Source organism: Streptomyces sp. WMMC1477 (assembly GCF_027460245.1).
Classification (GTDB): domain Bacteria; phylum Actinomycetota; class Actinomycetes; order Streptomycetales; family Streptomycetaceae; genus Streptomyces.
Genome location: NZ_JAPZBD010000003.1, coordinates 5,396,978 through 5,423,326, shown reverse-complemented (window position 1 = coordinate 5,423,326; position 26,349 = coordinate 5,396,978). Strand labels below are relative to the sequence as shown.

The window sequence follows — 26,349 nt, the reverse complement described above, 5'->3', positions numbered from 1 at the left end:
GTAGATGAGTCCGAGCCATGGCACACGTGATCGGACGACGTCCACCGGACGTTTCCCATGATGGCGGGATAACGCGGTCGGTCTGTGATAGAGCACAGCGTGGTGTGGGCACATCCATCGGCACGGGGCGAGAAAGGACCGTCCATGTACGACAAACCGCGGCTGCCCGATCCCGTGCGTGGCGCGGCCGTGCGCGCGGTCATCGTCTCCGCCCTCGTGCTGGTGCTCGTCCTGATCGCCGTGCTGTGCTCGATCGCGGGCGTGTGGCTCGCCTTCCCGGCCGTCCTGAGCGCCGTGGCCGGGACGGTGGTGGCCACCTGGACGGTGCTGGACGTATGGGTGACACGGCAGGTGTGGATCCAGCGGCACGGCGTGCGGTCGGAGCCGAGCAGCGTCGCGCGGGAACGGGTCTTGCGCCGCCGTCAGGATGACTGAGCCTCCTCGGGCGGACGGCGGAAGATGCGGGTCGCGGTGATCTCGCCGTGTACCGCCTCGGCCTGGTCCTTCGCCTCCTCCTGGCGGGGCAGACCGGGGCGCAGGTGCTCCTCCACGCTGATGTACTTCAGCCCGGCACGCAGGTCGGCGTCGTTGCGCAGTCGGATCACCAGCGGAAACTCCGCCAGCGCCGTGGTGTCGAACAGCCCCGTGGTGTACAGGAGCTGGACGCCGAGGGCGTCGGCGACGGCACGCTGCAACTCCAGCAGGTAGGTGGCGTTGGCGCGGCCGATGGGGTTGTCCAGGAACAGCGTGCCCGCGTGGCGGTGCCTGTCCCGGCCGCGGTCGTGGCTGCGCAGTGCCGCCATCGTGCAGTAGAGCGCGATGGCGGCGGTCAGGAGCTGTCCGCCGGAGAAGACGTCGCCCATCTGGCCGACGGGGACGCGCTCGGCGCGCAGGACGGCGTCGGGTTTCAGGATCTCCACGCTCACGCCGCGGGGCTGGAGGGCCGCGTGGACCCCGCGCAGCAGCAGGGTCATGCCGTCCCGGCGCAGGTCGGTGTTCTTGCGGACCGCTGCGCGGGTGGCCTCGTCGATGACCTCGCCCAGGCGCTCGGTGAGGGTGGCCTGGTCCGGGTCGTCGAAGCGGATGCGCAGGAACTCCTGCCCGGACCACTCGCCCAGGCCCTCGGGCAGCCGGGAGAGCCGCTGGGCCGAGCGCAGAGTGGCCAGCGCGGACTCGGTCAGGCCCCGCAGCCGGTCCACGATGCTGTCCCGGTTGCGTTCCAGCTGGTCCAGCTCGTCGCTGAGCACGCGCAGCCGGGGGGCGAAGGCCTCGGCCCAGGCGGCGGCGTGGTCGGGCAGGGCGGCAGCCGGGAGTTCGCGGATCTGCTGGCGGGCGGGCGTGCGCACGGACTCGTAGCGGGCGGAGTTGGCGTGCCGGACCAGGACGTCGCTCGCCTCCCGCACGGCCGTCTCCGCGGCGGAGAGGTCGGCGGCGCAGCCGCGCAGCGAACGGCGGGCCTCCGCGGCGGCGCGGCGGGCCTCGGCCGGAGCCCCCGGGTAGGGCTCCGCCGGGGGCTCGTCGGGATCGGCCGGGGCGGGGTCGCGCAGCAGGTCGCGCAGGAGCGCGGCGGTCTCCTCGAAGGCGGCCGCCGCGTCCTCGGCGGCGCGGTGTGCGTGCAGGAGGTCCTCGTGGGCCGCGCGGGCGGTCTCCAACGCGTCGGTGCAGGCGGACAGTTCGGAGTTGGCCGTGCGCAGCAGCACCTGGGCCTCCTCGGCGCTGCCGGGACGGCGGTCCTCGTCGAGCTCGGCGTGGGCGGTACCGTCCGGCGGGGCGAGCCGCTCGGCCTCGCCGCGCAGGCGGCCGAGTCGTTCGCTGGCGTCGGCGGCGCGGGACTCCAGGAGCTGCACGGCCTCCTCGGCTCGGGCGGCGGCCGCCTGCCGGGCGGGGCCGTCGGCGCCCTCGGCCGTCCCGAGCAACTGCTCGGCACGGGTGCGGACCTTCTTGGCGAGGCGTTCCAGCTCGGCGAGGGCCGCGCCCTCGTCGCTCTCGGCACGGGCCTGTTCGGCGCGCAGGTCGGCGCCGACGCCGACCTTGTCGTAGAGCTGGGAGGCGGAGCGGTAGGCCTCGCGCAGGGCGGGCAGCGAGGCGGCCGGCGCATCGGCCGCGCCTTCGGTGACGGTGTCCGGCGGTTCGTCCGGGGCACCGGCGATCTCGGCACGCTCGGCGCGCAGGGCGCGGGCGGTGCGGTGGGCGTCGTCGGCGGTCCGCTGGGCGGCGCGCCGGTCCTCGTCCGCGGCGCGGGCCCGCTCCAGGCAGGCGGCCGCCCGGCCCTGGGCCTCGGCGACGTCGTCGGCGAGTTCCCGCAGCCGGGCCTGCCAGGCGGCGCGTTCCCGCAGCCGGAAGGCGAGGCCCGCGAGGGCGTCGGCCGAGCGGCGGGCCCGGGCGGCGGCCTCCTGGCGTTCCTCGCGGAGGGCGGCCGCCTCGGCGGCGGCCTCCTGGGCTTCGGCGCGGTCGGCCGCGGTGCGGGTGTGGTGGTCCACCGCTTCGTCGGCCGCGTCGCGGGCCGAGGCCGCGGCCTCGGTCAGTTCCTCGAGACGCCCGCCCGGGCAGCCGGCCCGCCAGGAGGCGAGGCGGGCGGCCAGGGCACGGTCCCCGGAGAGCCGGGCGGCCAGGGCCCGGATCTCCTCGTCCCGGCCTGAGGCCCGCTCGCGCAGGGCGTGCCGCTCGCCGTCGGCGGCGCCCTCGTCGTGCATCGCCGGGTTCGGCGGGACGAGGAAGACGCCGCGGGTGCCGGGGTCCACGTCCGGGGCGGAGGGCGCGGGCGCCAGCAGCGCGGCGGAGGTGCCGACGGCCACGGCGGAGCGGGGCAGCAGCGAGGCGTCGGCGAGGAGTTCGCGGGCGCGGGCGTAGCTGTCGGTGTCGGTGACGACCACGCCGTCGACGAGTTCGGGACGCGTGGCGAGGACGGAGGCGTGGTCGGCGGGGGGCACGGACTGGGCGAGATAGCGCCAGCCGGGGAGGGCGGGGATGCCGTGTTCGCCGAGGAACTCGACGGTGGCCAGGACGTCCGGGCCGGGCGGGAGCAGCCCGCCGTCGCCGAGGGCCGCGAGGATACGGGAGTCATCGGCGGCCGCGGTGCGCAGGTCGAACAGCCGCCGCTCGGCCTCGGTGATCCGCCGCTCCAGGAGCTCGCCCAGCGCCTCGGCGGCCCGATCCAGCTCCTCGGCGCCCAGCGGTGCCGGGGCCTCGAGGAGTTCGACGAGCCTCGGCTCGGCGCCGAGGGCCTCGGCGGCCGCCCGTTCCGCGGCGCAGGCCGCCTCCGCGGACTGGGCGGCGTCGGCTGCGCGGGCCGCGGCCAGTTCGGCCCGGCCCAGGGCTGCGGCGGTCTCGCGGTCCCGGTCGGCCGCGGCGCGCGCCGCCTCGCGGGCGGCGTCCCACGCCGCGGTGGCCTCGCGTTCGGCGTCCCCGGCGGCCAGGGCGGCGCGGGCGGGATCGGTGTCGGGGCCGGCGTCGGGCAGCCAGCCGGCACGCAGCGCCTCGGCGGTCTCGCGCTCGACCTCGGCCAGCCGTTCGCGCAGATGCTCGCTCTCGCTGCGCGCCCGCTGGGCGGCGGTCGCGGCGTCGGTGGCCTCGCGGTGCGCGGCCTCGGCGTCCTCCTGGAGGAGGGCGGCGCGCTCCTCGCCGGTGACCCCCTGCTCCTCGGCGTCCGCCGCGGCGGCGTGCAGGGCGCGCACCAGGGTGTGGGCGGCCTTGGCCCGGGCGGCGAGGGCGGGGGCGGCGTCCCGTTCGGCGTCCTGGATGGCGGCGGCGGCCCGGGCTGCGCGGTCGGCGGCGGCCCGGTGCCGGAGCACGGTCTCGGCGGCCTGCCAGGCGGCGTGCAGGGTGCGGGCCTCGGTCAGTTCGCGGCGCTGTCGGGCGGCGGTCCTCTCCGCGGCGGCCAGGGCCAGTGAGGCGTGCCGGTAGGCCAGTTCGGCGGCGATGTCGGCGGCCCGGGTGCGGTCGGACTGCGCGGCGGAGACGGTGCGGGCGGCCTGGGCCGTACGCTCGGCCAGCTCCGCCGCGTCACCGCGCTCGCGGACGGCGCGGGCGGTCAGCCGGACGGCCAGGGTGCGGGTGCGGCGTTCGGCTCCGGCGTGCACGGCCCGGCTGCGGTCCCGCTGTCCGGCGGCTTCGGCGATGCGGTGCAGCAGGTCGAGCGAGCCGGCGGTGAAGTCGCGTTCGGCGGTCAGCTCGGCGCGGCGCCCCAGCTTGTGGGCGAATCCGTGCACCAGGTCGGCCAGGCCGTCGGTGTCGCGGGTGTCGGTGACGGCGCGCAGCAGCAGATCGGTGAAGTCGGCGTCGTTCTTGACGGAGAACAACCCCGCGGCCTCGCCCTCGTCCGCGTTCATCTCGCGCTGGTAGCGGAACAGCTCCGGGTCGAGGCCGAGGGCGCCGAGGTGCTCCTTCCAGCGGTCGTGGACCTCCTCCCAGACGACGTCCAGGTTGGGGTAGGCCTTGCCCGTCTCGGTCAGGACGTCGCGGAAGCCCTTCATCGTGCGGCGGCGGCCCCGGGCCCCGGAGCTGCCCTCGGCCGGGCGCAGGGCCGTGGCCTCGGCCACCGGCAGGGAGTCGAGCGTCATCCCGGGGCCGGGACGGAAGGAGTACCAGGCCTCGGCGAACTTGCGGGGGTCGCTGGCGACCTGGCGGCCCCGCCACTCGCTGGCCTTCCCGACGACGATGCTCTCGCCCGTGCGGGTGTGCTGCCACTCCAGGGCGACGTGCCCGGTGTCCTCGGCGAGGAGGAACTTGCGCAGCACGCCGGAGCTGGCGCCGCCCAGGGTGTTGCGGTGGCCGGGCAGCATGACGGAGAAGATCAGCTTCAGCAGGACGGACTTGCCGCCGCCGTTCTCCAGGAAGAGCACGCCCGCCGGGGCCGGGCGCCGGGGCGGGCCGGTGGGCTCGTCCTCGAAGAAGTCCGCCTGGGCGGGAGCCGGGTCGGGGACCGGCTCGCCGACTCCGCGCAGGTCCAGCACGGTGTCGGCGTAGCGCGCACCGGCCGGGCCGATGGAGTAGAGGCGGATGCGGGACAGCTCGTACATGGCGGGGCGGACTCTCGTTGCGGACGCGGGCGGTGGGCGGGCCCGGCGGTTCGGACGGTGGACGGACGGAGGGGCGGTGCCGGAAGGGGGCGTCGCGGGTCAGGTGTGGAAGGGCAGCCCGGCGCCGTCGGCCAGCTCGGCCTCGGCCTCGTCCACCGGGGGCAGCAGGGTGGCACTGCCGTCGCTGACGGGGACGATGCCCAGTTCCAGCAGCTCGGCGAGCGCCGCCGTGCCGGCCATGTCGCGGACCTGGAGCTGGTAGCGGGCCGTGGTGCGGAAGGTGCCGCCCGCCTCGTCGCCGGTGCGCTGGAGGAAGCCGGAGTCGACGAGGAACGCGACGGCCTTGCCGACGATGCCGGTGGTGGAACCGGCCAGCCGGCGGGCGTCCTTGGTGGCGCCGGTGGCGCTGCGCCGGGCGTAGACGCGCCAGGCGGCCTCCAGGCCCGGGGTGTCGGTGGCGGGGTCGGTGTTCTCGCCCTGCTCCTCGGCCCGTTCCTCCAGCCGGCGGCAGGCCTGGCGGACGAACGCGTCCACGCCGTTGACGGTGACGCGGCCGATGTAGCCGTCGTCCGCCAGGTCCTCGGGACGGGGGAAGGCCAGGGCGGCGACGGCGAGGTGGGCCAGGCCGTGCAGGAAGCGGTCCGTGGCGTCGGTGGCGGCCCGGCGCGCGTAGTCACCCATGCGCACCGCGAAGACGGAGTCCTCGGCGGCGGTGACGGCCATCCCGGCGCGGGTGGACACCTCCAGCACGACGAGTCCGAGCCCGGCGGCGACGGCGTCGGTGAGCCGGGCGAAGGCCGGATCGTCCCGGTGGCGGCGCAGGAGTTCGGCGTAGTCGGCGTCGCGGGCGGGGAGCAGCTTGGGCTGGAGCCCGAACGCGACCAGGCGGGCGGCGTCCGCGGCGTCGGCCGGGGTGAGGGCGCTCGGCGCCTCCTCGGGCGTGCGCGGTGCGGGCTCGGTGCCGGGCTCGGTCACGGCGGTGGCTCCTTGCGGGTGGTGCGGTGCGGTGGTTCTCGCGGGGTGCGGTGGCGGTGTGCGCCCGAGAATGGGGTGCCCGGTGGTGCTGGGTCGGTCCGTGCCGGGCCTGGAGGCGGTCACGGTGCCGCCTCGCTGCGCGCCGCGGCCATGGAGGCGGCGTCCAGCAGGGCGGTGCCGACGATGAGGTCGGCACCGCCGAACTCGGCGTCCGCCAGCTCGGTGCCGTCGTCGACGGCGAACAGGAGCTGGTGCTCCCCCTGGCGGTAGGCGGTGCCGACGGGCGGGCTCGCGGCGTGGACGGTGAGCAGGGCGACGAGGTAGGGAAGCTCCGGGTCGCGGCGCCGGGCGTCGGCGAGGAGGCCGGAGAGGCGGCGCGGGGCGTCGGGCGGAAGCCGCAGCAGCTCGTGGGCCGCGGCGAACTGCTCCTCGCTGAACCTGCTGTCGTCGGGCGTGGCCACGAGCTCCGGCTCGGGCAGCTCGGCACCGAGGTGTTCGCGGGCGGCGGGCGGGGTGAGCAGCAGTTCGGTGAGGTCGCCGAGGCGGACGGCGCCGGGGGTGCGCAGGCCGGCCCCGGCGGCGAAGAAGGCGTCGGCGACGCGCCCGGCACGCTCCAGGGGCTCGGCCAGCAGCGGAGCGAGGAGCTGCCCGTAGAGGTCGAGCCCGGTGCGGGCGGCGGGCGGGGCGAAGGCCTGGCGGTCCTGCTCGGCGCGGAACAGCGGACCGGCCTCCAGCAGGCGTGACTGGAGCTGGGTGTGGCGCCGGATGCAGTCCTTGACGATGTCGACGAGCTCGGCGGCGCGCAGCTTGTGGTCCGGGTGCTTGTCCTGACCCGTGTCGCTCGTCTCGTCGCGCGCCCGGCGGATGTTGGTGAGGATGGCGTTCTCGTGCCGGTAGCGGTCCGCGACGTGGTCGAGGGCCTCGGCGATCAGGTCGGGCACGGTGTGCAGCCAGTCGACCGCGCGGACGTTGCGCCGGGTGGCCTCCAGGGTGCGGCGCAGCGTCTCGGCGTACTGCACGGTGCGGTAGCGGGCCTGCTCGGCGGCGAGTTGCGCGTCGGCCAGCCGACCGCGGCTGACCAGCACCTCCAGCTTGACCTCGGCGGCGATCTGGGCGCTGGTGACGTCCGTGTCGAGGGCGCCGACCAGGACGTTGACCGCCTCGTCCGTGGTGCGCAGGTAGACCCGGCCGCCGGGGCCCGGCACCTCCTCGACGAGTTTGAAGTCGTAGTCCCTGCGTACGTAGCTGCCGTCGGGGGCGAAGGTGCCGTACACGGCGCGGAAGCCGCGGTCGACGCTGCCGACGTTGATCAGGTTCTCCAGGACCCAGCGGGCGACCCGCTCGTGTTCGGCCGCGGGGCGCTCCGGGGCCTGCGCGGCGACGCGGGGCAGCAGCCGGGCGACGACGTCGTCGTGCTCGGCGCCGGTGTCGAAGTCCATCTGGAGGGTGACGACGTCGATGGCGGCCAGCGCCACCTCGGCCATGGCGTAGGTGCCGTACTCACCGGCCAAGTTGACCTTGCGCGTGTCCAGGTCGTGCAGCGGCGCGGTGCAGGCCAGGGCGCGCAGCCGACGGGCCAGGCCCTCGTCGGCCGCCGGGCCGGGCGCCGGGCGCGGGGCACCGGCGGCGGAAGCGGATACGGCGGAACTCACGTCGCACAAGCCTAGGCGCTGGCGCCGACAGCTCGTGCCACGTGGGGTTCTCCCGCCCGGGCCGGGCCCGGCCCGGGTTCCGGACCCTCCCGGTGGCCGCGCGGTTACGGCCGCGCCTCGCGGCCGTAACCGCCGCCGCCCGGCGTCTCGACGACGAGGACGTCTCCGGCCCCGGCCTCGGCGGCCGCGACACCGGGCAGTTCCGTGACGGTGCCGTCCGTCCGCTCCAGGGCGTTGCGCCCGAGCGCGCCGGGGGCGCCGCCGGCCATGCCGTAGGGCGGCACCCGTCGGTGCCCGGTCAGCAGGGCGAGCGTCACCGGCTCCAGGAACCGCAGCCTGCGCACGACGCCGTCCCCGCCGGGCCAGCGTCCGGTGCCGCCGCTGCCGGTGCGGACGCGGAACTCCTCGACCCGCACCGGGTAGCGCCACTCCAGGACCTCGGGGTCGGTGAGGCGCGAGTTGGTCATGTGCGTCTGCACGGCATGGGCGCCGGGGAAGCCGTCGCCGCCGCCGGAGCCGCTCGCGACCGTCTCGTAGTACTGGACGCGGTCGTTGCCGAAGGTGACGTTGTTCATCGTGCCCGAGCCCTCCGCCTGCACGCCGAGGGCGGCGTAGAGGGCGCCGGTGACGGCCTGGGAGGTCTCCACGTTGCCCGCGACGGTGGCGGCCGGGTAGGAGGGGGCGAGCATCGAGCCGTCGGGGATGCGCACGGTGAGGGGCTTCAGGCAGCCGCTGTTGAGCGGGATGTCGTCGGCGACCAGGGTGCGGAAGACGTACAGCACGGCGGCCATGACGACGGAGCTGGGCGCGTTGAAGTTGTCCTCGCGCTGCGGCGAGGTGCCGGTGAAGTCCAGCTCGGCGCTGCGGGCGTGGTGGTCGACGCGGACGCGGACGGCGATCACCGCGCCGGTGTCGGTCTCGTAGCGGTACTCGCCGTCCCGCAGCCCGGTGATGATGCGGCGGACCGACTCCTCGGCGTTGGCCTGGACGTGCCCCATGTAGGCCCGGACGACGTCGAGACCGAAGTGGCCGATCATGGCACGGATCTCGCTGATGCCCTTCTCGTTGGCGGCTGTCTGGGCGCGCAGGTCGGCGAGGTTGGCGTCGGGGTTGCGGGAGGGGTGGGGGCCGGCGGCCAGGAGGGCCCGGGTCTCGTCCTCCCGCAGGAGGCCGTCCCGGACGAGCAGCCAGTTGTCGAAGAGCACGCCCTCGTCGTGCACGGAGCGGCTGAAGGCGGGCATGGAGCCGGGGCTCAGGCCGCCGATCTCGGCGTGGTGGCCGCGGGAGGCGACGAGGAACAGCAGCTCCGGCTCACCGGGCTGCTCGTCGAAGACGGGCGTCACGACGGTGACGTCGGGGAGGTGGGTGCCGCCGTGGTACGGGTCGTTGATGGCGTAGACGTCGCCGGGGCGCATGGTGCCGGCGTTGCGGCGCAGCACCTCCTTGATGGACTCCCCCATCGAGCCGAGGTGCACGGGGATGTGGGGCGCGTTGGCGATCAGGTTGCCCTCGGCGTCGAACAGCACGCAGGAGAAGTCGAGCCGTTCCTTGATGTTGACGGAGTGCGCCGTGTTCTCCAGCCGGAGGCCCATCTGCTCGGCGACGGCCATGAACTGGTTGTTGAACACCTCCAGCTTCACCGGGTCGGCCTCGGTGCCGACGGCGGCCCTGCGCGGCCGTGCGGTGGCCCGGGTGACGACGAGGTGGCCCAGCGCCCCCGCCGTCGCCCGCCAGCCGTCGTCGACGACGGTGGTGGCGTCCGGCTCGGCGACGATGGCCGGCCCGCTCACGGTCTCGCCGGGGCGCAGGTCGGCCCGGTGGTACAGCGCGGTCTCCCGCCAGCGTCCGGCGCCGTGGGTCCGCACGTGCGCGGCGGGCGGGGGCCCGTCGGGACGCGGTGCGCGGTCGTCGCGCTGCGGGGTGTGGGCGCCGGCGGCGGCGGTGGCCTCGACGACGGCCGTGGCGGCGACGAGCGGCTTGTCCATGGTGAACCCGTAGCGGGCCCGGTGGGCGTCCTCGAACCCGGCGCGCAGGGCGGCGACGTCGCTCTGCGGGCCGAGGGCGACCGGGAGGGCGGCGTCGGTGCCCTCGTAGCGCAGGTCGACGCGGGCGTGGGTGGCGACCTCGGCAGCGGCGAACCCGTCGGCGACGAGTTCGCCGCTGGTCTGTTCGGCCAGCGCGGCGCAGGTCTCGCGCAGGGTGGGCAGGGTGGCCTCGCCGAGTTCGGTCTCCACCGACTGCTCGCGCAGCGCGGTGGCGTCGGCGACGCCGATGCCGTAGGCGGAGAGCACCCCGGCGAGCGGCGGGACGAGGACGGTGTCGACGCCCAGCGCGTCGGCGACGGCGCAGGCGTGCTGGCCTCCGGCTCCGCCGAACGCGGCGAGGGCGTAACGGGTGACGTCGTGCCCGCGCTGCACGGAGATCTTCTTCACCGCGTTCGCCATGTTCAGCACGGCGATCTCCAGGAAGCCGGCGGCGACCTCCTCGGGCCCGCGCCGGTCGCCGGTCGCCTCGGCGATCTGCTCGGCGAGCGCGGTGAAGCGGCGGCGCACCTCCCCGGTGTCCAGCGGCTGGTCGCCGTCGGGCCCGAAGACGTGCGGGAACTGCTCGGCCTGGATGCGGCCGAGCATGACGTTGGCGTCGGTGACCGTGAGGGGGCCGCCGCGGCGGTAGGCGGCGGGCCCGGGGACGGCTCCGGCGGAGTCGGGGCCGACGCGGTAGCGGGCGCCGTCGAAGTGCAGGACGGAGCCGCCGCCCGCGGCGACGGTGTGGATGTCCATCATGGGAGCGCGCATCCGCACCCCGGCGACCTCGGTGTCGAAGGAGCGTTCCAGCTCGCCGGCGTAGTGGGAGACGTCGGTGGAGGTGCCGCCCATGTCGAAGCCGATGGCCCGCTCGTGGCCGGCCTCGGCGCAGCTGCGGGCCATGCCGACGACGCCGCCGGCGGGCCCGGACAGGACCGCGTCCTTCCCGCGGAAGTGCCCCGCCTCCCGCAGCCCGCCGCCGGACTGCATGAACATGAGGTTCACACCGCTCAGTTCCGCCGCGACCTGCTCGACGTAGCGGCGCAGCACCGGGGAGAGATAGGCGTCGACGACGGTGGTGTCGCCGCGTGAGACGAGCTTGATGAGGGGGCTGACCTCGTGGGAGCAGCTGATCTGGGTGAAACCGGCTTCGGCCGCGATCCGGGCGATCCGGCGTTCGTGCCCAGGGTGGCGGTAGCCGTGCAGGAGGACGACGGCGGCCGAGCGGAAGCCGTCGGCGTAGGCGGCGCGCAGCAGCTGCGCGGTGGCCCCGGCGTCGAGCGCGGTGACCTGTTCCCCGTGGGCTCCGACGCGTTCGGGGACTTCCACGACGCGGTCGTAGAGCGCCTCCGGCAACACGATGTGCCGGTCGAAGAGGCGCGGCCGGTTCTGGTAGGCGATGCGGAGGGCGTCGCGGAAGCCCGCGGTGGTGACGAGGAGGGTGGGCTCGCCCCGGCGCTCCAGCAGCGCGTTGGTGGCGACCGTGGTGCCCATCTTCACGGCGGCGATGCGCTCGGCGGGTACCGGCTGACCGGGAGTGAGGCCGAGCATGCGGCGGATGCCGGCCACGGCGGCGTCCTGGTACCGCTCGGGTGCGTGGGACAGCAGTTTCCCGGTGAGAAGCCGCCCGTCGGGGCGCTTGCCGACGACGTCGGTGAAGGTGCCGCCCCGGTCGATCCAGAACTCCCAGCGTCCGCTCATCGGGCCATCGTGCCAGGGCACCGGATGCGACGGGGCGGCGAGGTGTCGCGATCGTGCGGGTGTCGGTTTCACACGGTGAGGCACTCCCGCGCCTCGCGGACCTGTGCGTAGTGGGTGACGAGCCGGTCCCCGACGGCCTCCCAGGTCCGTCCCGCGACGGCCGTGCGGCCCGCGTCGGCGAGCCGCAGACGCAGCTCGGGCCGGTCGCGCAGGGTCTGCACGGCGTCCCGGACGGCGCCGGCGTCGTGCGGGGGGACGAGCAGTCCGGTGCGGCCGTGGTCGACGAGATCCAGCGGTCCGCCGGACGCGGGGGCGACCACGGGGACGCCGCTGGCCTGGGCCTCCTGCACGGTCTGGCAGAACGTCTCGAACGGCCCGGTGTGGACGAAGGCGTCCAGGCTCGCGTAGATCCGGGCCAGGTCGTCTCCCGTGCGGCGGCCGAGGAAGACGGCCCCGGGCAGGGCGGTGCGCAGGGCGGGTTCGCTCGGGCCGTCGCCGACGACGACGAGGCGGACGCCGGGCAGGGCGCAGGCCTCGGCGAGCAGGGCGATGTGCTTCTCCGGGGCGAGGCGGCCGACGTAGCCGACCAGCAGCTCGCCGCCCGGCGCCAGTTCGCGGCGCAGGGCGGGGTCCCGGTGGCCGGGGTCGAAGCGAGCGGTGTCCACGCCGCGCGGCCACAGGTGGACGCGGGGGACGCCGTGCGCACCCAGTTCCGCGGCGGCGGCGCTGGAGGGTGCCAGGGTGCGGTCGGCGGCGGCGTGCACGGCCCGGATGCGGCGCCAGGCGGCGGCCTCACCGGCACCGAGATAGGTGCGGGCGTACCCGGCGAGGTCGGTCTGGTAGACGGCGACGGCGGGCAGCCCGAGGCGGGCGGCGGCGGTCATGCCGCGGACGCCGAGTACGAAGGGGCTGGCGAGGTGGACGAGCTCGGTGCCGTGCGCGGTCAGGGCGGCGGCCAGGCGGCGGCTGGGCACGGCGACCCGGACCTGCGGGTAGCCGGGCAACGGCAGCGAGGGTATGTGCACGACGGGGGCGGGGCCCGCCGGGTCGGGGCGGCGGCTGCCGGGCGGCGGGGCCGGGGCGACGACGAGCGGCTCGTGCCCGCGGCGGGCGAGGTGCCGGGCGGTCTGCCAGGCGCAGTGGGCGACGCCGTTGACGTCGGGCGGGTAGGACTCGGTGACGATGGCGACTCTCATACTCCGGTTGTCGCCGCCCCGGGCGAGCCCGGGGTCACGGCGGCGTGTCCGGCAGCGGAACGGCCCATGAGCGGTTGCCCGCCGCCGGGGTCAGCGGGGCTCGGTGCCGGGGCGGAGGCGGCCGAGGACGGCGCTCTGCACCCCGGCCTCCTCCGCCGGGTCGGCGGCCAGGCGGCGCAGTCTCTCCACCACGCGGTCATCCCCGGTGGTGGCCGCGTGGGCGGCGAGCTCCCGCGTGGACTCCTCGCAGTCCCACAGGCACTCGACGGCGAAGGAGGCCGCGAAGGACGAGTCGGTGGCGGCCAGGGCGCGCGCGGTGCGGCCACGGAGCTGGGAGGACGTCGTCTCCCGGTAGATGTGCCGCAGGACCGGTGCGGCGCAGGTGACGTTGAGCCGTCCCACGCCGTCGACCAGCGGCCACAGGGCCTCGGTGTCGCAGCCCTCGGACCGCACGGTGCGGCGCAGGGCGGCCAGGACGGTCCGCGCGTCCCCTCCACTGCCGCGGCAGGCCAGCATGGCGGCGGCCTCGGCGCCCAGGACGTCGTCGCGGCCGGCCCAGCGCCGGGCGCGCTCCAGCGCGGGGAGCCCGCGCATGCGGGCGAACGCCTCGGCGGCGCGCCCGGCGACCTGCGGGGTGCCGTCGGCGACGGCCGCCTCGATGAGGTCGAGGGCTTCGGGGTCGCCGCGCTCGGCGAGGTGCCGCAGGGCCGCCACGCGGGCGGCGTCGGCGCTGCCGCGGGCGGCGGCCAGCAGTCCGGGGCGGTCCTCGGGGCCCGCGACGGCGGCCAGGCAGCGGGCCGCTGCGGCCTCGCGCTGCTGCCGGGCGTGCTCGGGGTCGAAGTCGCGCCGGGCGGCGTCGTCCTCGGGGGGCAGGGGCGTCTCCTCGGCCCAGGCCAGGACCTCGCGGACGCTCCAGCCGGGCCTCGGGGCCGCCGAGCGGAGCTGGCGGGACCAGCGGTCGAAGGCGTGCTGCTCGCGGGCTCTGGCGAGTCGTTCCCGCTGTTCGGGTCGGGCCGGGTCCTCCCCCCACAGCCGCCAGGGCCGGGGCTCGAAGCTGTCCCGCAGGGCGAGGGCCAGTTCGGCCTCGCCCTCGGCAGTGCGGGGGAAGCGGGCGAGGACGGCGGGGCCGAGGCGGCGCAGGGCCGCGTCGTCGTCCCGGACAGCGAGCTCGTCCAGGGCCCACTGCCAGTTCGTGCCCCGGGCCGCGTACTCGCGGAGCAGCCGCAGCGCGCCCACGTTGCCGTAGGAGGCCAGGTGGCCGAGGACGGAGAGGGCGAGCCCGGTGCGTTCCTCGCGCGGGTCGGTGTGGTCCTGCGGGGAGAAGAGGTGCTCGGCGACGGCGTCGAGGCCGGCGTCGAGGTCCCGGTGCAGGCGCGCGTAGTACAGGGAGCGGTGCTCGACCTGCCAGTTGCGGCGCGGATCGTCGGCCAGACAGCGGTGCAGCGCCGCCAGCGCTTCGGGGCGCGGCGCCGCCAGCGCGTGCAGCGTGCCGTCGCCGCGGCCACGCTGCAGCAGGCCGAGCAGCGTGCCGCTGGGCGCTATGTCTGGTTCGGCGTATTGGCCGAGATTCTCCGCGAACATAGTGGTCAGCATCCGGTGCGGGGTCTGGGGCTGGCAACGGGATTTCCGTCGGAGGGCTTCTTGCCGCCGGGACGGCCACCCATGCCTCGTCGGAAGGCGGACCCCCCTCGCAAGGGGGCGGATCCGACGCCGCAGCCTACTGGTGAAGGCGGGATTCCGGGCGCACGGGGGTGGCCTCGCAGCGGGGTGACCTTTGACATATGCCTCAGGCAACACCGTATCGGGTGTTGCCAAACGGCTTACAGCACGTCGCGGACTGTGCAAGAGTCGTTACCCGGACTCCTGCCCGGCAACCGCCGCTCACCGCTCGTATCGGAGTACGCGATGCCCTCACACCCCCCCGCGGACGGCCAGGCCGCTCCGGCGCCCGGCCGCGGCGCCCTGGACACGCTGATCTCGCAGACCCACAGCCTGCGCGGCAACGTCGCCGCCGTCCGCCGGGGCACCGCGCAGGGCGAGGAGGACGGCGGCGTCGACCCCCAGTACCGCTGGCGCAGGGCACTGTGCGATCTGGCCGTGCTGCACTTGGACGACCTCGGCCGCAGACTCGGCCAGCTGCGCGACGGGCTGGTCCCGGAGCCGCCCGCCGCCCCCGCCCCGGCACCGGCCCCCGCCGAGATCGCCCCGGCCGAGGGCCGGGTGGGCAGCGCGGAGTGGGACTTCCTGACTGACGAGGTCGAGTGGTCCCCGGAGCTGTACGCGATCTTCGGACGCACGCCCGAGGCCGGTCCGCTCTCCCTGGACGAGCTGCCGACGTGGCTGCTCCCCGACGACCAGGTCTGGCTCATGGGCGCGGTCACCGACTGCCTCGTCGACGCGCGCCCCATCGACGGGGAGTTCCGGATCCTGCGCGACGACGGCACCGTGCGGACGCTGCACATGCGCGGCGAACCGGTGCTGGACGCCGAGGGCAGGACGGCCTCGGTGTGGGCCGTCGTCCAGGACGTCAGCTCCGTGCGCCGGGGCGAGCACCAGGTCAGGGAGACCCGCGACCTGGTGCGCCAGCAGCGGCAGCTCGCCCGCACCGAGCACCGGCTGGCCGTCGAGATGCAGGAGGCCGTCCTGCCGCCCTGGCGGGGCCAGCTGCGGCTGCCGGGCGGGGCGTGCACGGGCCTGGAGCTGGCGGCCCGCTATCTGCCCGCCGCCACGGGCACGCTGATCGGCGGCGGCTGGTACGACGCGATGGCACTGGCAGACGGCTCGACCCTGCTGACCGTGGGCGACCTGACCGGTCACGGGGTGGAGGCGACCTCCGGCATGGCGATGGTCCTCGGGGCGGTACGCGGGATGGCCCTGGCCGGCGTGGGGCCGGGCGCGCTGATGAAGCACCTGAACCAGCTTTTCGACAGCGCCGCCCAGCCCGCCCTGGGCAGCGCCGTCTGCTGCCGTTACACGCCGGACACGGAGGCCCTCACCTGGGCGCAGGCCGGCAACCCCGCGCCCGTGCTGTACCGCGCGGGCCGGGGCCGGCGGCTGGACCCGCCCGAGGGCGTCCTGCTGGGCGCCACCACCGGCGCCGTCTACGAGGAGCGCACGGAACGGCTCGGCCCGGGCGACGTCCTGCTGCTGCACACCGAGGGGCTGTCCCCGCACGCCTCGGCGCCGTCGGACGACGCGGGCGAGCGCGGCGAACGGATCGTGGAGCTGGGCGGGCGGCTGGCCACGGCGGGTACGGCGCAGGCGTGCCTGCGCACCGTCGTCGACGCGTTCGGCGAGACGGGCCGCGAGGACGACGCCTGCGCGCTGGTCGCGAAGGTCTCCGGCTGAGCCCCGGCCCCTGGCGGGCGGCGGGCCACCGGCGGAGCGCGCCCGGCCAGCGCGGCGGAACACGAGCCCGCGTCGGAAACCTGGCGGGGCGCCGTCCGAGGGCGGCAACGCCCTGGGCAGCGGGCCGCGGTGACCTGGTGTCACCCCGGCCGTTCCCACCGGCGCCGCTCCTACACCTTCAGGCTCCCCGGGCTCTTGACGGCCCCGGCCGGTGGCTTGGCCGGGGCCTTCGGCAGCACGTGCTCGATCTCCTCACGCAGGCTCTCGATCTTCGGGAAGTCGGCGTACTGCGCGGTCAGCCGGTACATCTCACGCAGCCGGTCCCACGTGCGGTGGGAGGAGTTCTCCCCGATGGAGACCAGCGCCAGCCGGGCGTAGCGGTCGGCCTGTTCCGGGTCGTCGGCGATGAAGCACGCGGAGGCCAGGGAGATGTAGTCGAAGATCTGCGACCTCTGGTAGCCCTTTCCGCGCAGTTCCAGTGCCCGCTTGGCATGGTGCTCGGCGGTCGTGGCGGCGGAGGGGTCGTGCTCGGCCAGCGTGCGGAAGGCGAGCGCCTGCATCCCGTGCAGGTCCGCCTCGTCGAAGCTCTGCATCCAGTTGGGCGGCGGGACGTCGCCCCGGTCGGAGGCGAACAGCTCCTCGGCCTCGCCGAGCGTGCGCCGCATCGCCTGCCCCTGGCCCATGGACGCCTGTGCCCACGCCTCGACGGTGTGCAGCATGGCCTGCGTACGCGGCAGCACGGCCTCACCCGCGCCGGAGCGCGCGAGCTTCATCAGGTCGAGCGCGTCTCCCGGGCGCCCGAGATGGACCATCTGACGGGCGGCCCGGGAGAGAGCCTCACCCGCGCGCGGCCGGTCGCCGCCCTCCCGGGCGGCGTGGGCGGCCAGGACGAAGTACTTCTGGGCGGTGGGTTCGAGGCCGACGTCATGCGACATCCACCCGGCGAGCACCGAGAGGTTGGCCGCCACGCCCCACAACCGCCGCTGGAGGTGCGGGGGATGCTGAACGGCGAGCATCCCCCCGACCTCGTTGAGCTGGCCGACGACGGCCTTGCGCTGCAGCCCGCCGCCGCGGGAGGCGTCCCAGGCGCGGAAGACCTCCACCGACTTCTCCAGGGCCTCGATCTCCTGGGAGCCGACCGGTGGGATCTCGTCGTGGTCGAAGACGGCGGTTGAGGCGGTGGCCGGACGGACGGCGGTCCGCGGGGCCGGGGCCGTCCGCAGCCAGTCGTGCAGGGAGGTGTGGAGTGCTGAGCCTGCGGCGAGCGCGGCACCCGCGCCCACCAAGCCGCGTCGGTTGAGCATGAGGTCCATTCCCGTGAATTCGGTGAGGACCGCGGCGGTCTGGTCAGGGGCCCAGGGCAGTCCGTCGACGGACTGCCTGCGGGCCGTGGGGCCTGATCTGCCGAACCCGAGGTCCTCGATGGTCACGACACGGCCGAGTCGCTCGGTGAACAGCGAGGCCAGCACCCTGGGCACGGGATCGCGGGGGGTCTCCCCCAGGTCGATCCAGCGCCGCACCCGCGAAGTGTCCGTGGCCAGTTGGAGATGTCCCATGGCCGCAGCGTGCCGGTTGACCGTCCGGGCGAGCTCGCCCTTGGACCATCCGGTCAGCTCGAACAGCTCCGCGAGTCGGGTGTTCGGTCCCTTGCTCACGTCAAGCCCCCAGGTTCTCGGCTGAGTTGACAGTAACGGTCCACAACCGGGGGCTGCGAGCATTCGCCAGGGTTCGCCAGGGTTCGCCACGTGGTCTGCCACCCGTGCGGGGGTGTGGTGTAGAAGTGCGCTGCCCCGGCCCTGTCACCGTCCGGACCGGTCGGCCGGCATTCCCCAGGGTGCGGAACCGCCGGAAGGGGGCCGGTCCGGGACAGCGCACGATCTTGTCGGCGCACGAAGGGATCTGGCTCGCGCATGTATCACGCAACGTCCCCCGTGACCGCCCCGCCCCGGACCGGACCGACGCCGTACTTCACGGGCACCGCCGCCACTCCGGAGCGCTCGCGCCGGGCCCGCGGAGGCGCCGCGCCGGGCGTCCGGCAGCCGATCAGCGGGAGGCTCGATCTGTCCGGTGCCCAGGGCGCACGTCTGCGCTCCGCCCTCGCCCTCGTCCACCGCGTCTGCCCGGAGTTCCGGCCCGTGCAGGCACTGCGGCGCAGCGGCCGGTCGGTCCTGCTGGTGGGAGACATCGGGCGCACCCCGGCGGTGGCCAAGTGCCTGCTCGACCACTCCCCGGCGTGGGCTGAGCGGTACCGGCAGGAGATAGCGGCGTACCGGGCGTTCGTCCGGCACCGCCCGCCGGTCCGGGTACCGCGGCTGATCGCCGCGGACCCGGAGAGCTGCACGCTCGTCATCGAGCGGCTGCCCGGCCGTCCGGCCGCGCTCCAGCGGCACCCCGCCGACCCGGTGCCGGGCTGCGACGTGCGCGCGGTGCTCGGGGCGATCGGCAAGGTGAACGCCTGGCAGCCGCCCGCGGGGCTCTTCGACCGGCCACTGGACTACGGGGCCCGGCTGGCCCGCTACCACGAGCTGGGCTTCCTCACCGACCGGGACATCGGTGACGTGCACAAACTGCTCCACGGCGTCCTGCACGGATCCGGCGGTCCGCAGGCCGCGTGGCAGTTCTGCCACGGGGACGCCCTGCCGGCCAACACCCTGCTGGCGCCGAGCGGACCCGTACTCGTCGACTGGGAGCACGCGGGCTGGTACCTGGCCGGCTACGACCTGGCCGTCCTGTGGTCCGTACTCGGCGAGGCGCCCATGGCACGGCGTCAGATCAGCCTCGCCGCCCAGGCGGCCGGGCCCGCCGCCCAGGACGCCTTCCTGGTGAATCTCATGCTCGTCCTGACCCAGGAGATCCGCACCTGCGAGACCGCGGTCCAGCGGACGATGCGCGGCCCCGTCCCGACGCCCGGCGCGGCGGCCGAACGCGGGGGCACCCTGTCGGCGGGCGAGGAACAACGGCTGCTGCTGCGCCGTCTGCACGACGACATGACACTCACCCGGGGGGCGGTGCGGGCCGCGGTGGGCACCCGCTGACCCAGGCGCCCGTGGCACCGCGGCCCGTTGCGGAAACGTTCCGCAACGGGCCGCCCGCGTGCGCGGCGCGGCACCGCCGGTGTTTGACGGCCCGTCGGCCGGACGCTACCTGTGAGGCGCGGGCACCCCCGAACCCCGGCCCGCGTCAGGAGGCCGACGTGTCACGTTCCGCTTCCCCGGCCGGCCGCCGCGGCCTGTCGGGCCGGCACCGTCTGCGCCGCGCCCTCGTCGGCTGCCTCGCCACGGCCCTGCTCGTTCCGCTGGTGGCCGCCCGGACACCCGGCGGGGACGGCACGGACGCCCTGCAGACGGCGTTCACGGAAGCCGCCGAGCGCCACGGCGTGCCGGAGAGCGTGCTCCTCGGCATGGCGTACCTGCAGTCCCGCTGGGACCAGCACGCCGGACGTCCCAGCGTCTCGGGCGGCTACGGGCCGATGCACCTGACCGACCTGCGCACCGCGCTGGCACGCTCCGCCCCGCACCAGGGCGGGGACACCGAGCAGGAGGACGCCCGTGGGGACGACGCCCGTCCCCCGCGCGCCGCGGCCCACGCCGCGCCCGCTCCACGCCGCCTCCCCGCCCGGCTGCGCACTCTGGAGCGCGCCGCACGGCTGACCGGTCTCCCGGCCTCGACACTGCGCACCAGTCCGGAGGCCAACGTTCACGGCGGGGCCGCGCTGCTGGCCGCGGCCCAACGGGAGCTGGGCAGGCCGCTGGACGCGCCGCCACAGCGCTGGTTCGACGCCGTGGCCCGCTCCACCGGCGCCGCAGAGCCCGGGGCCGGAGCGGCCTTCGCCGAGCAGGTCTTCGCTCTGCTGCGGGAGGGCGCGACCCGTACCACCGACGCGGGGCAGCGGGTGACCCTCCCGGCGAGCCCGGGGCTGCGCCCCGACCGGAGCCGGCGGAAGGCGGCCGGGAGCGGGGCCGGCGGCGCGGCACGGGTCGACTGCCCGTCCTCGCTCGCATGCTCCTGGGTGCCCGCCCCGTACGAGGAGTTCACGGGCACCGACGGGACGCCGGACTACGGCAACCACGACCAGGCCGACCGTCCGCGCGGTCAGCGGATCAGGCACATCGTCATCCACGACGTCGAGGGCTACTACGAGGGCGCGGTCTCCCTCGTCCAGGACCCGACGTACGTCTCGTGGCACTACACCCTGCGCGCCACCGACGGGCACGTCGCCCAGCACGTGGAGACCGAGGACGTGGCCTGGCACGCGGGCAACTGGTACCTGAACACCACCTCAGTCGGGCTGGAGCACGAGGGCTTCCTCACCGACCCCGATGCCTGGTACACGGAGGCGATGTACCGCGCGTCGGCGCGGCTCGTCCGCCATCTGGCCGGGCGGTACGGCATCCCGCTCGACCGGCACCACGTCCTCGGCCACGACAACGTGCCCGGCGTCACCGCCTCCGCCATCCGGGGCATGCACACCGACCCCGGCCCCTACTGGGACTGGGCCCACTACTTCGACCTGCTCGGCGCGCCGTTCACGGCCTCCGGCACCCCGGACGGCGGTCTGGTGACCATCGCCCCGGACTACGCCACGCACCGCCCCGTGTACACGCGCTGTGACGGGACGGGTGCGGCCTGCCCCGCCCACGGCTCGGGCGCGGTGCGGCTGCGCACGGCGCCCGGCCCGGGGGCGCCGCTCGTGCGCGACGTCGGTCTGCACCCGGACGGCGGCCACGCGACGACCGGGGTGAGCGACATCGGCGCCCGCGCCTCGACCGGCCAGACCTACGCCGTGGCCGAGCGCCGCGGCGCCTGGACGGCGATCTGGTACCTGGGCGAGAAGGCGTGGTTCCACAACCCCGTGGAGCGGCCGACGGCGGTTCCCTCCGCCGGCCGCACGGTGACCCCGGCGCCGGGCCGGGACTCCGTTCCGGTGTACGGACGCGCCTACCCGGAGGCCTCCGCCTACCCCGAGGGCGTCGAGGTGCGCGAGCTCGCGCCCCTGCCCTACCGGCTGCGCGCAGGACAGCGGTACGCGGCGGGCCCGAGGACACCGAGCGAGTACTACCACGCGACGACGTTCGACCCCGCGCAGCACGTCGTGGTCCGGGGCGAGGCGTACTGGCAGATCCAGCTCGGCCACCGGGTGGCCTTCGTCAGGGCCGCGGACGTGCGGGTCGAGGAAGCGCCGTGACGCGGGAGCGCCGTGACGCGGAAGCCTCGGCGACGGCCGCCGACGGCGCTACTTCTGCTGGAACAGCTCCGCCGGGAGCGGCTTGAGCAGCTGGTAGAGGTCGTCCGTGATCGGGCGGTCCCAGCTGGCGATCGTCACGAGCACGCCGTCGCTGCGGTCGAACTGCACACAGGCGATCCGGCGCTCGCTGCAGGTGACACGGCGCACGATGAGCAGGTTCCCCTCGTGCATGACGGGACAGTCCTCGGTGCCGGTGACGGTGACCGGGTCGTCCATCTCCAGGGCGGCCAGAAGCTGCGCCACCTCGAAGGGCACCTCGTCGTCCGCCGTCTCCCGGGCGGGCGATCCCTCCGGGAGGTTGCCGATGATCATGGCAGGGCCGCGGCCGCCGAACAGGTCGTAGCGCAGGAACACGCCCTGGCAGCTTCCGTCGGCGGCGGGCAGCAGCCCGGCCCCGAGGTTGCCCGGCCAGTCCTCGGGATCCATCGCGAGAACGTCGAAGTCCGGACCGGCGGGCGAGGAAGGACTACGGCGGCGGAGGAACGACATGCGCCCCATGGTACGCGGCCGACTAGCGCGGACGGGCCGCCAGGTCCTCCAGCACGGCGACGGCGACGGAGGCCAGCTCGTGGTGCACGAAGAGGTGGTCGTGGTGGTATCCGGCGATCACGTTACAGCTGATCCCCGCCTCGGCGAGGGCCGCCGAGACGGCGGCCGTCAGCCCGACGGCGGACAGGGACGAATGCACCCGCAACGTGATCCACCCGGCCACGTAGTCGTAGTGGAGCCCGGCGGCGTCGGCCTCCTGGCGGGGCAGCACGAGCGTGAGGCCCTCGGGCTCGGTGACCGAGGCCACCGGCCGCACCCCGTCGGGCGGCGGGCCGGTGAGGGTGGTGAACACGTAGGAGCCCGGGTTCAGCTCCGGCCGCATGCCGCTGAGCAGTTTCGACAGATCACGTTCGCCTGACACCCTGCCACCCTAATGACACGCACACTCAACCTGTGGAACGCACGCCTGGGCCGCGTGCCGGAGGACCTGTGGGCGCGGACCGGCCTCGAGTCCCTCGTCCTGGCGGGCAACGGCCTCACCCGGCTGCCGCCGGGCATCGCCGCGCTGCGCCGGCTGCACACCCTCGACCTGGGGCACAACGCCCTCACGGAGCTGCCCGCGGAGATCGGCGCGCTGCCCGCCCTCGACCGCTTCCTCTACGTGCACGACAACCGGCTGCGCTCGCTGCCGGACACCCTGACGCGGCTGGCCTCGCTCGCGTACCTCAACGTCGGCGAGAACCCCCTGACCCGGCTGCCGGACGGGCTGGGCGCCATGGCGGGGCTGGTCGAACTGCGGGCCCGGGGCTGCGGGCTGACGGCCCTGCCCCCGTCCGTCGGCGCACTGGGGCGGCTGCGGGAGCTGTGGCTCGGCGACAACGCCCTCGGCACGCTGCCCGGCCCCCTCGGCCGCCTGGCGGAGCTGCGCCTGCTCGACCTGCGGAACAACCGGCTGGAGGCGGTACCCGGTGTCCTGCGGGGTCTGCCGCGGCTGGCCCGCCTCGACCTGCGCGGGAACCGGGTGCGGGAGCTGCCGGAGTGGCTCGCGGAGCTGCCCCGGCTGGAGAAGCTCGACCTGCGCTGGAATCCGCTGACGGAAGGCGGGGAGGGCTCCCGGGCGCTCGGCGAACTCGTGCGGCGGGGCTGCGTGGTGCTGTGGTGAGGCGGCCGCCCGGGTGGAAGTGTGGCCCGTGACCGGGACGCCAGGGACTGGACGGGAGCCTCGCGGTGAAGCAACTGATCAATGTGCCCGAACGGGTGGTGGCGGACGCGCTGCGCGGCATGGCGGCGGCCCATCCGGAGCTGACGGTGGACGTGGAGCAACGGGTCGTCCTGCGGGGCGACGCCCCCGTGCTGGACAAGGTGGCGCTCGTCTCCGGCGGCGGCAGCGGCCACGAACCGCTGCACGCGGGATTCGTCGGCCCCGGGATGCTGGACGCCGCGTGCCCGGGTGAGGTCTTCACGTCACCGGTACCCGACCAGATGGCGCGGGCCGCGGCGGCGGTGGACAGCGGCCGCGGCGTGCTGTTCGTCGTCAAGAACTACACCGGGGACGTGCTCAACTTCGAGATGGCCGCCGAGCTCGCGCAGGACGAGGGCGTCCAGGTCGCCAGCGTGCTGGTGGAGGACGACGTGGCGGTCACCGACAGCACGTTCACCGCGGGACGCCGCGGGACGGGCGGCACGCTCTTCGTGGAGAAGCTCGCCGGCGCCGCCGCGGAGGCGGGCGCGCCGCTGGAGCGGGTGGAGCGCATCGCCCGCCGGGTGGCGGCGTCCTGCCGGAGCTTCGGTGTCGCCCTGACCGCGTGTACGACGCCCGCCAAGGGCCGTCCCACCTTCGACCTGCCCGAGGGCGAGCTGGAGTTGGGCATCGGCATCCACGGGGAGCCGGGCCGGGAGCGGCGGCCGATGATGACCTCCGGGGAGATCGCCGACGCGACCGTGGACGCCCTGCTGGCCGAGCACCGGCCGCACGGCCCGGTGCTCGTCCTCGTCAACGGCATGGGCGGAACCCCGCTGCTGGAGCTGTACGGCTTCAACGCCGAGGTGCAGCGCGCCCTGGGCGAACGCGGCGTCGCCGTTCCGCGCACACTCGTCGGGAACTACGTGACCTCGCTCGACATGGCCGGCTGCTCGGTGACGCTGTGCCAGGTGGACGAGGAGATGCTGCGGTTGTGGGACGCACCGGTGTCCACCCCGGCGCTGCGCTGGGGCAGGTGACGGCCGCGTGGGAGGTCAGGAGGCGGGGCACGTGCCCATGGACGCCGCGTTCTTCCGCGGCTGGCTGACGGAGGCGGCCTCGGCCGTGGACGCGGAGGCCGACCGGCTGACCGAGCTGGACTCGGCGATCGGCGATGCCGACCACGGAACCAACATGCGGCGCGGGTTCACCGCCGTGGTCACGGCGGTCGGGGAGCAGCGGCCCGCCAGCCCGGGAGCCGTGCTGGCGCTGGCCGGCCGCACCCTGGTCTCGACGGTGGGCGGCGCCTCCGGGCCGCTGTACGGGACGCTGCTGCGCCGCACGGGCAAGGCCCTGGGCGAGGCTCCCGAGGTGGGGCCCGCCGAGCTCGCCTCGGCGCTGCGGGCGGGGGTGGACGCCGTCTCCCGGCTGGGCGGCGCCGCCCCCGGGGACAAGACCATGCTGGACGCCCTCGTCCCGGCCGTGGCGGCGCTCGGCGAGGGGCTGGAGGCCGCCTCCGCCGCCGCCGAACGCGGTGCGGAGGCGACGGTGCCGATGCGGGCGCGCAAGGGCCGGGCGAGCTACCTCGGCGAACGCAGCGTCGGGCACCAGGACCCGGGGGCGGCCTCCTCCGCCCTGCTGCTGGCCGCCCTGGCCCGCACGGGGCGACAGGGCGGCGGGCCGGCGCCGGACACCGGGGAGGTCCGGGATGGCTGACCAGCCGCTGGTGGGGGTCGTGCTCGTCTCGCACAGTCGCGAGGTGGCGGATTCCGTCGCCCGGCTCGCGACCCGGCTGGCGGCGGGCGGGGCCACGGCCCCGGTCGTGGCGGCCGGGGGTACCCCGGACGGCGGGCTGGGCACGAGCGCCGAACTCATCACCGCCTGCGCCGCCCGGGCGGACCGTGGCGCCGGAGTGGTGCTGCTGGCGGATCTGGGCAGTGCCGTGCTGACCGTGCGGACGCTGCTAGTGGAGGAGGAGTTGCCCACCGGCGCCCGGCTGGCCGACGCGCCGTTCGTCGAGGGGGCGGTGGCCGCCGTCGTCGCGGCCTCGGCGGGTGCCGACCCGGCTGCCGTGGTGGCCGCGGCGGAGGATGCCTACACCTACCGCAAGCTCTAGTCGGGTACGCCCGGGGAAGCCTCGGGAAGCGGGCCGGCCGGGGCGAACCAGGCCGGACCCTCGTTCGCGGCCTGCTTGATCCGGAAGCGCCCGAACTCCTCCAGGGGCGGGAGGGCGTCGACGTCGAACCAGCCGACCTCCAGGGACTCGTCGTCGTTCACCCTCGCCTGGCCGCCCACGGCACGGCAGCGCACGGTGATGTCGAGGAACTGGCAGACGTCGCCGTTCGGGTACCGCACCGGCTCCCTCGTCTCGACGAGGACGATCCGTTCGACGACGCAGTCCACGCCCGTCTCCTCGTGGACCTCGCGCACGGCGGTCTCGGCGGGCTGCTCCCCCGGTTCGCAGATGCCGCCGATGACCGCCCAGCGGCCGGAGTCGGCGCGGCGGCCGAGCAGGACGCGCCCGGCGTCGTCCTGGACGATCGCGGTCACGGCGGCGAGGAAGAGCGGCCGCTGTCCGACGGCGGCGCGCAGCTCACGGATGAATTCGGGAGTGGCCATGCGGTGAGCGTACGGTGCGGCCCGCCGTCGTCCCGGTCAGGCGGGGCTGACCGCCGCCAGGCCGCGGCCCTCCAGATAGCCGAGCGCCGCCTCGGTCAGCTCCGCGGGGTGTCCTCCGTGCAGGACGACGAGCGAGGGCGCGGCGGACGCGGCGGCGGGGCCGGCGTCGCCCACGCGGCGGAGGGCCTGTGCCGCGACGGCGTCCGCCGAGCCGAAGAGGACGGGTTCGCGGCCGCCGGCGCCGAGGACGGCCTGCCGGATCCGGGCACCCACCAGTTCGTAGTGCGTGCATCCGAGCACGAGCGACCGCACTCCGGGCGGGGTCAGAGCCGCGGCGGCCCGCACGGCTGCGTCGATGGCTGCCTCGTCGGCGCGCTCCACCGCGTCGGCGAGACCGTGGCAGGGGACCTCGGTGACGTCGACACCGTCGGCGAAGTCCGCGATGAGCCGTCGCTGGTAGGGGCTGCCGGTGGTGGCCGGGGTGGCCCAGACCGCGAGGGGGCCGCCGCCGGTCGCGGCCGGCTTGACGGCGGGAACCGTGCCGACGACCGGCAGCGCCGGCTCCAGCTCGGCCCGCAGGGCGGGCAGGGCGTGCACGGAGGCCGTGTTGCAGGCGACGATCAGCGCGTCGGGGCCGAGCGCCGCGGCGGCCCGTGCGCAGGCCCGGGCTCGGTCGGCGATGTCGCGGGTGCTGCGCGGACCCCAGGGCATGCCACCCGGGTCGCTGGACAGGACGAGGTCGGCGTCCGGGCGGGCGCGGCGCACCGCCGCGGCGGCCGGCAGCAGCCCGATCCCCGAGTCAACAAGCGCGATCTTCACGCGGAGAAGCGTACGTGGAAATCGCGAATCCCGAGGCGCCCGGTGCGGCGGCGCGAGCACCGGAAGCCGGACGGCGGCCCCCG

Annotated in this window: 19 protein-coding genes; 8 read left to right on the top strand and 11 right to left on the bottom strand. The window is 75.6% G+C overall.

The annotated features are described in order from the left end of the window. The first annotated feature begins 144 nt into the window (after positions 1–144). Positions 145–435, top strand: coding sequence for a hypothetical protein (locus O7609_RS23705; protein ID WP_269734965.1), 291 nt, complete (start codon positions 145–147; stop codon positions 433–435). Here the strand turns inward: O7609_RS23705 and O7609_RS23700 are convergent. The 6 genes from O7609_RS23700 to O7609_RS23675 all read right to left on the bottom strand — a co-directional run bounded on the left by O7609_RS23700 (position 423) and on the right by O7609_RS23675 (position 14,147). Next, a complete protein-coding gene (locus O7609_RS23700) occupies positions 423–5,018 on the bottom strand; it encodes a hypothetical protein (protein ID WP_269744223.1) in 4,596 nt (1,531 codons plus the stop codon). The two genes, O7609_RS23705 and O7609_RS23700, sit on opposite strands and share 13 nt — an antisense overlap. A gap of 99 nt (positions 5,019–5,117) precedes the next feature. Beyond that, complete coding sequence (locus O7609_RS23695; RefSeq protein ID WP_269744222.1) at positions 5,118–5,993, bottom strand: hypothetical protein; 876 nt, start codon at positions 5,991–5,993, stop codon at positions 5,118–5,120. Positions 5,994–6,112: 119 nt separating this feature from the next. Next, positions 6,113–7,645, bottom strand: coding sequence for a hypothetical protein (locus tag O7609_RS23690; RefSeq protein WP_269744221.1), 1,533 nt, complete (start codon positions 7,643–7,645; stop codon positions 6,113–6,115). 104 nt (positions 7,646–7,749) lie between these two features. Then, positions 7,750–11,370, bottom strand: a complete 3,621-nt coding sequence (locus O7609_RS23685; RefSeq protein ID WP_269744220.1) for a hydantoinase B/oxoprolinase family protein — start codon at positions 11,368–11,370, stop codon at positions 7,750–7,752. A gap of 68 nt (positions 11,371–11,438) precedes the next feature. After that, positions 11,439–12,566: a glycosyltransferase family 4 protein gene (locus O7609_RS23680; RefSeq protein WP_269744219.1), complete on the bottom strand. Its 1,128-nt coding sequence runs from the start codon at positions 12,564–12,566 to the stop codon at positions 11,439–11,441. A 90-nt stretch (positions 12,567–12,656) separates the two neighbouring features. Beyond that, complete coding sequence (locus O7609_RS23675; protein ID WP_269744218.1) at positions 12,657–14,147, bottom strand: HEAT repeat domain-containing protein; 1,491 nt, start codon at positions 14,145–14,147, stop codon at positions 12,657–12,659. A gap of 324 nt (positions 14,148–14,471) precedes the next feature. On the opposite strand from O7609_RS23675, the gene O7609_RS23670 reads away from it, so the two are divergent. Continuing rightward, positions 14,472–15,914: a PP2C family protein-serine/threonine phosphatase gene (locus tag O7609_RS23670; RefSeq protein ID WP_269734972.1), complete on the top strand. Its 1,443-nt coding sequence runs from the start codon at positions 14,472–14,474 to the stop codon at positions 15,912–15,914. A gap of 170 nt (positions 15,915–16,084) precedes the next feature. Here O7609_RS23670 and O7609_RS23665 read toward each other — a convergent pair whose 3' ends face one another. Further along, positions 16,085–17,569, bottom strand: a complete 1,485-nt coding sequence (locus O7609_RS23665; protein ID WP_269734973.1) for a DNA-binding protein NsdB — start codon at positions 17,567–17,569, stop codon at positions 16,085–16,087. 255 nt (positions 17,570–17,824) lie between these two features. Here O7609_RS23665 and O7609_RS23660 point away from each other — a divergent pair, with 255 nt between their 5' ends. Both O7609_RS23660 and O7609_RS23655 read left to right on the top strand, forming a co-directional pair. Further along, complete coding sequence (locus O7609_RS23660; protein ID WP_269734974.1) at positions 17,825–18,949, top strand: aminoglycoside phosphotransferase family protein; 1,125 nt, start codon at positions 17,825–17,827, stop codon at positions 18,947–18,949. Positions 18,950–19,107: 158 nt separating this feature from the next. Next, positions 19,108–21,099 carry an N-acetylmuramoyl-L-alanine amidase gene (locus tag O7609_RS23655; protein WP_443072211.1) on the top strand — a complete coding sequence of 664 codons (1,992 nt, stop codon included), beginning with the start codon at positions 19,108–19,110 and terminating at the stop codon, positions 21,097–21,099. 48 nt (positions 21,100–21,147) lie between these two features. Here O7609_RS23655 and O7609_RS23650 read toward each other — a convergent pair whose 3' ends face one another. Together O7609_RS23650 and O7609_RS23645 are read right to left on the bottom strand one after the other, a co-directional pair. Next, positions 21,148–21,648 (bottom strand): hypothetical protein, encoded by a 501-nt coding sequence (locus O7609_RS23650; RefSeq protein WP_219089337.1) that lies wholly within the window; start codon positions 21,646–21,648, stop codon positions 21,148–21,150. A 22-nt stretch (positions 21,649–21,670) separates the two neighbouring features. Next, a complete protein-coding gene (locus tag O7609_RS23645) occupies positions 21,671–22,069 on the bottom strand; it encodes an ACT domain-containing protein (RefSeq protein WP_269734975.1) in 399 nt (132 codons plus the stop codon). 12 nt (positions 22,070–22,081) lie between these two features. On the opposite strand from O7609_RS23645, the gene O7609_RS23640 reads away from it, so the two are divergent. The 4 genes from O7609_RS23640 (at position 22,082) to O7609_RS23625 (ending at position 24,944) form a co-directional block, all read left to right on the top strand. Then, complete coding sequence (locus O7609_RS23640; protein ID WP_269744217.1) at positions 22,082–22,810, top strand: leucine-rich repeat domain-containing protein; 729 nt, start codon at positions 22,082–22,084, stop codon at positions 22,808–22,810. Positions 22,811–22,875: 65 nt separating this feature from the next. Then, positions 22,876–23,868: a dihydroxyacetone kinase subunit DhaK gene (dhaK, locus tag O7609_RS23635; protein WP_269744216.1), complete on the top strand. Its 993-nt coding sequence runs from the start codon at positions 22,876–22,878 to the stop codon at positions 23,866–23,868. Between the two features lie 37 nt (positions 23,869–23,905). Next, complete coding sequence (gene dhaL / locus O7609_RS23630) at positions 23,906–24,544, top strand: dihydroxyacetone kinase subunit DhaL (RefSeq protein ID WP_269744402.1); 639 nt, start codon at positions 23,906–23,908, stop codon at positions 24,542–24,544. Continuing rightward, the gene (locus tag O7609_RS23625) at positions 24,537–24,944 is read left to right on the top strand and encodes a PTS-dependent dihydroxyacetone kinase phosphotransferase subunit DhaM (RefSeq protein ID WP_269744215.1); all 408 of its coding nucleotides are present in this window, start codon (positions 24,537–24,539) and stop codon (positions 24,942–24,944) included. Before dhaL ends, O7609_RS23625 begins: the two co-directional genes overlap by 8 nt. On the opposite strand, the gene O7609_RS23620 is transcribed toward O7609_RS23625, so the two are convergent. Beyond that, entirely contained in the window at positions 24,941–25,447 is a 507-nt protein-coding gene (locus tag O7609_RS23620) for an NUDIX hydrolase (RefSeq protein ID WP_269734979.1), read from the bottom strand. The two genes, O7609_RS23625 and O7609_RS23620, sit on opposite strands and share 4 nt — an antisense overlap. A 36-nt stretch (positions 25,448–25,483) precedes the next feature. After that, the gene (locus O7609_RS23615; RefSeq protein WP_269744214.1) at positions 25,484–26,266 is read right to left on the bottom strand and encodes a glutamate racemase; all 783 of its coding nucleotides are present in this window, start codon (positions 26,264–26,266) and stop codon (positions 25,484–25,486) included. Between the last annotated feature and the right edge of the window lie 83 nt (positions 26,267–26,349).

Excerpts from the sequence above, each read along its gene's own strand:
- O7609_RS23660 (WP_269734974.1), top strand. The coding sequence starts at position 17,825 with ATGTATCACGCAACGTCCCCCGTGACCGCCCCGCCCCGGACCGGACCG.
- O7609_RS23685 (WP_269744220.1), bottom strand. The coding sequence starts at position 11,370 with ATGAGCGGACGCTGGGAGTTCTGGATCGACCGGGGCGGCACCTTCACC.
- O7609_RS23705 (WP_269734965.1), top strand. The coding sequence starts at position 145 with ATGTACGACAAACCGCGGCTGCCCGATCCCGTGCGTGGCGCGGCCGTG.
- O7609_RS23640 (WP_269744217.1), top strand. The coding sequence starts at position 22,082 with ATGACACGCACACTCAACCTGTGGAACGCACGCCTGGGCCGCGTGCCG.
- O7609_RS23700 (WP_269744223.1), bottom strand. The coding sequence starts at position 5,018 with ATGTACGAGCTGTCCCGCATCCGCCTCTACTCCATCGGCCCGGCCGGT.
- O7609_RS23625 (WP_269744215.1), top strand. The coding sequence starts at position 24,537 with ATGGCTGACCAGCCGCTGGTGGGGGTCGTGCTCGTCTCGCACAGTCGC.
- O7609_RS23670 (WP_269734972.1), top strand. The coding sequence starts at position 14,472 with ATGCCCTCACACCCCCCCGCGGACGGCCAGGCCGCTCCGGCGCCCGGC.
- O7609_RS23680 (WP_269744219.1), bottom strand. The coding sequence starts at position 12,566 with ATGAGAGTCGCCATCGTCACCGAGTCCTACCCGCCCGACGTCAACGGC.
- O7609_RS23675 (WP_269744218.1), bottom strand. The coding sequence starts at position 14,147 with ATGTTCGCGGAGAATCTCGGCCAATACGCCGAACCAGACATAGCGCCC.
- O7609_RS23620 (WP_269734979.1), bottom strand. The coding sequence starts at position 25,447 with ATGGCCACTCCCGAATTCATCCGTGAGCTGCGCGCCGCCGTCGGACAG.
- dhaL (WP_269744402.1), top strand. The coding sequence starts at position 23,906 with ATGGACGCCGCGTTCTTCCGCGGCTGGCTGACGGAGGCGGCCTCGGCC.
- O7609_RS23650 (WP_219089337.1), bottom strand. The coding sequence starts at position 21,648 with ATGTCGTTCCTCCGCCGCCGTAGTCCTTCCTCGCCCGCCGGTCCGGAC.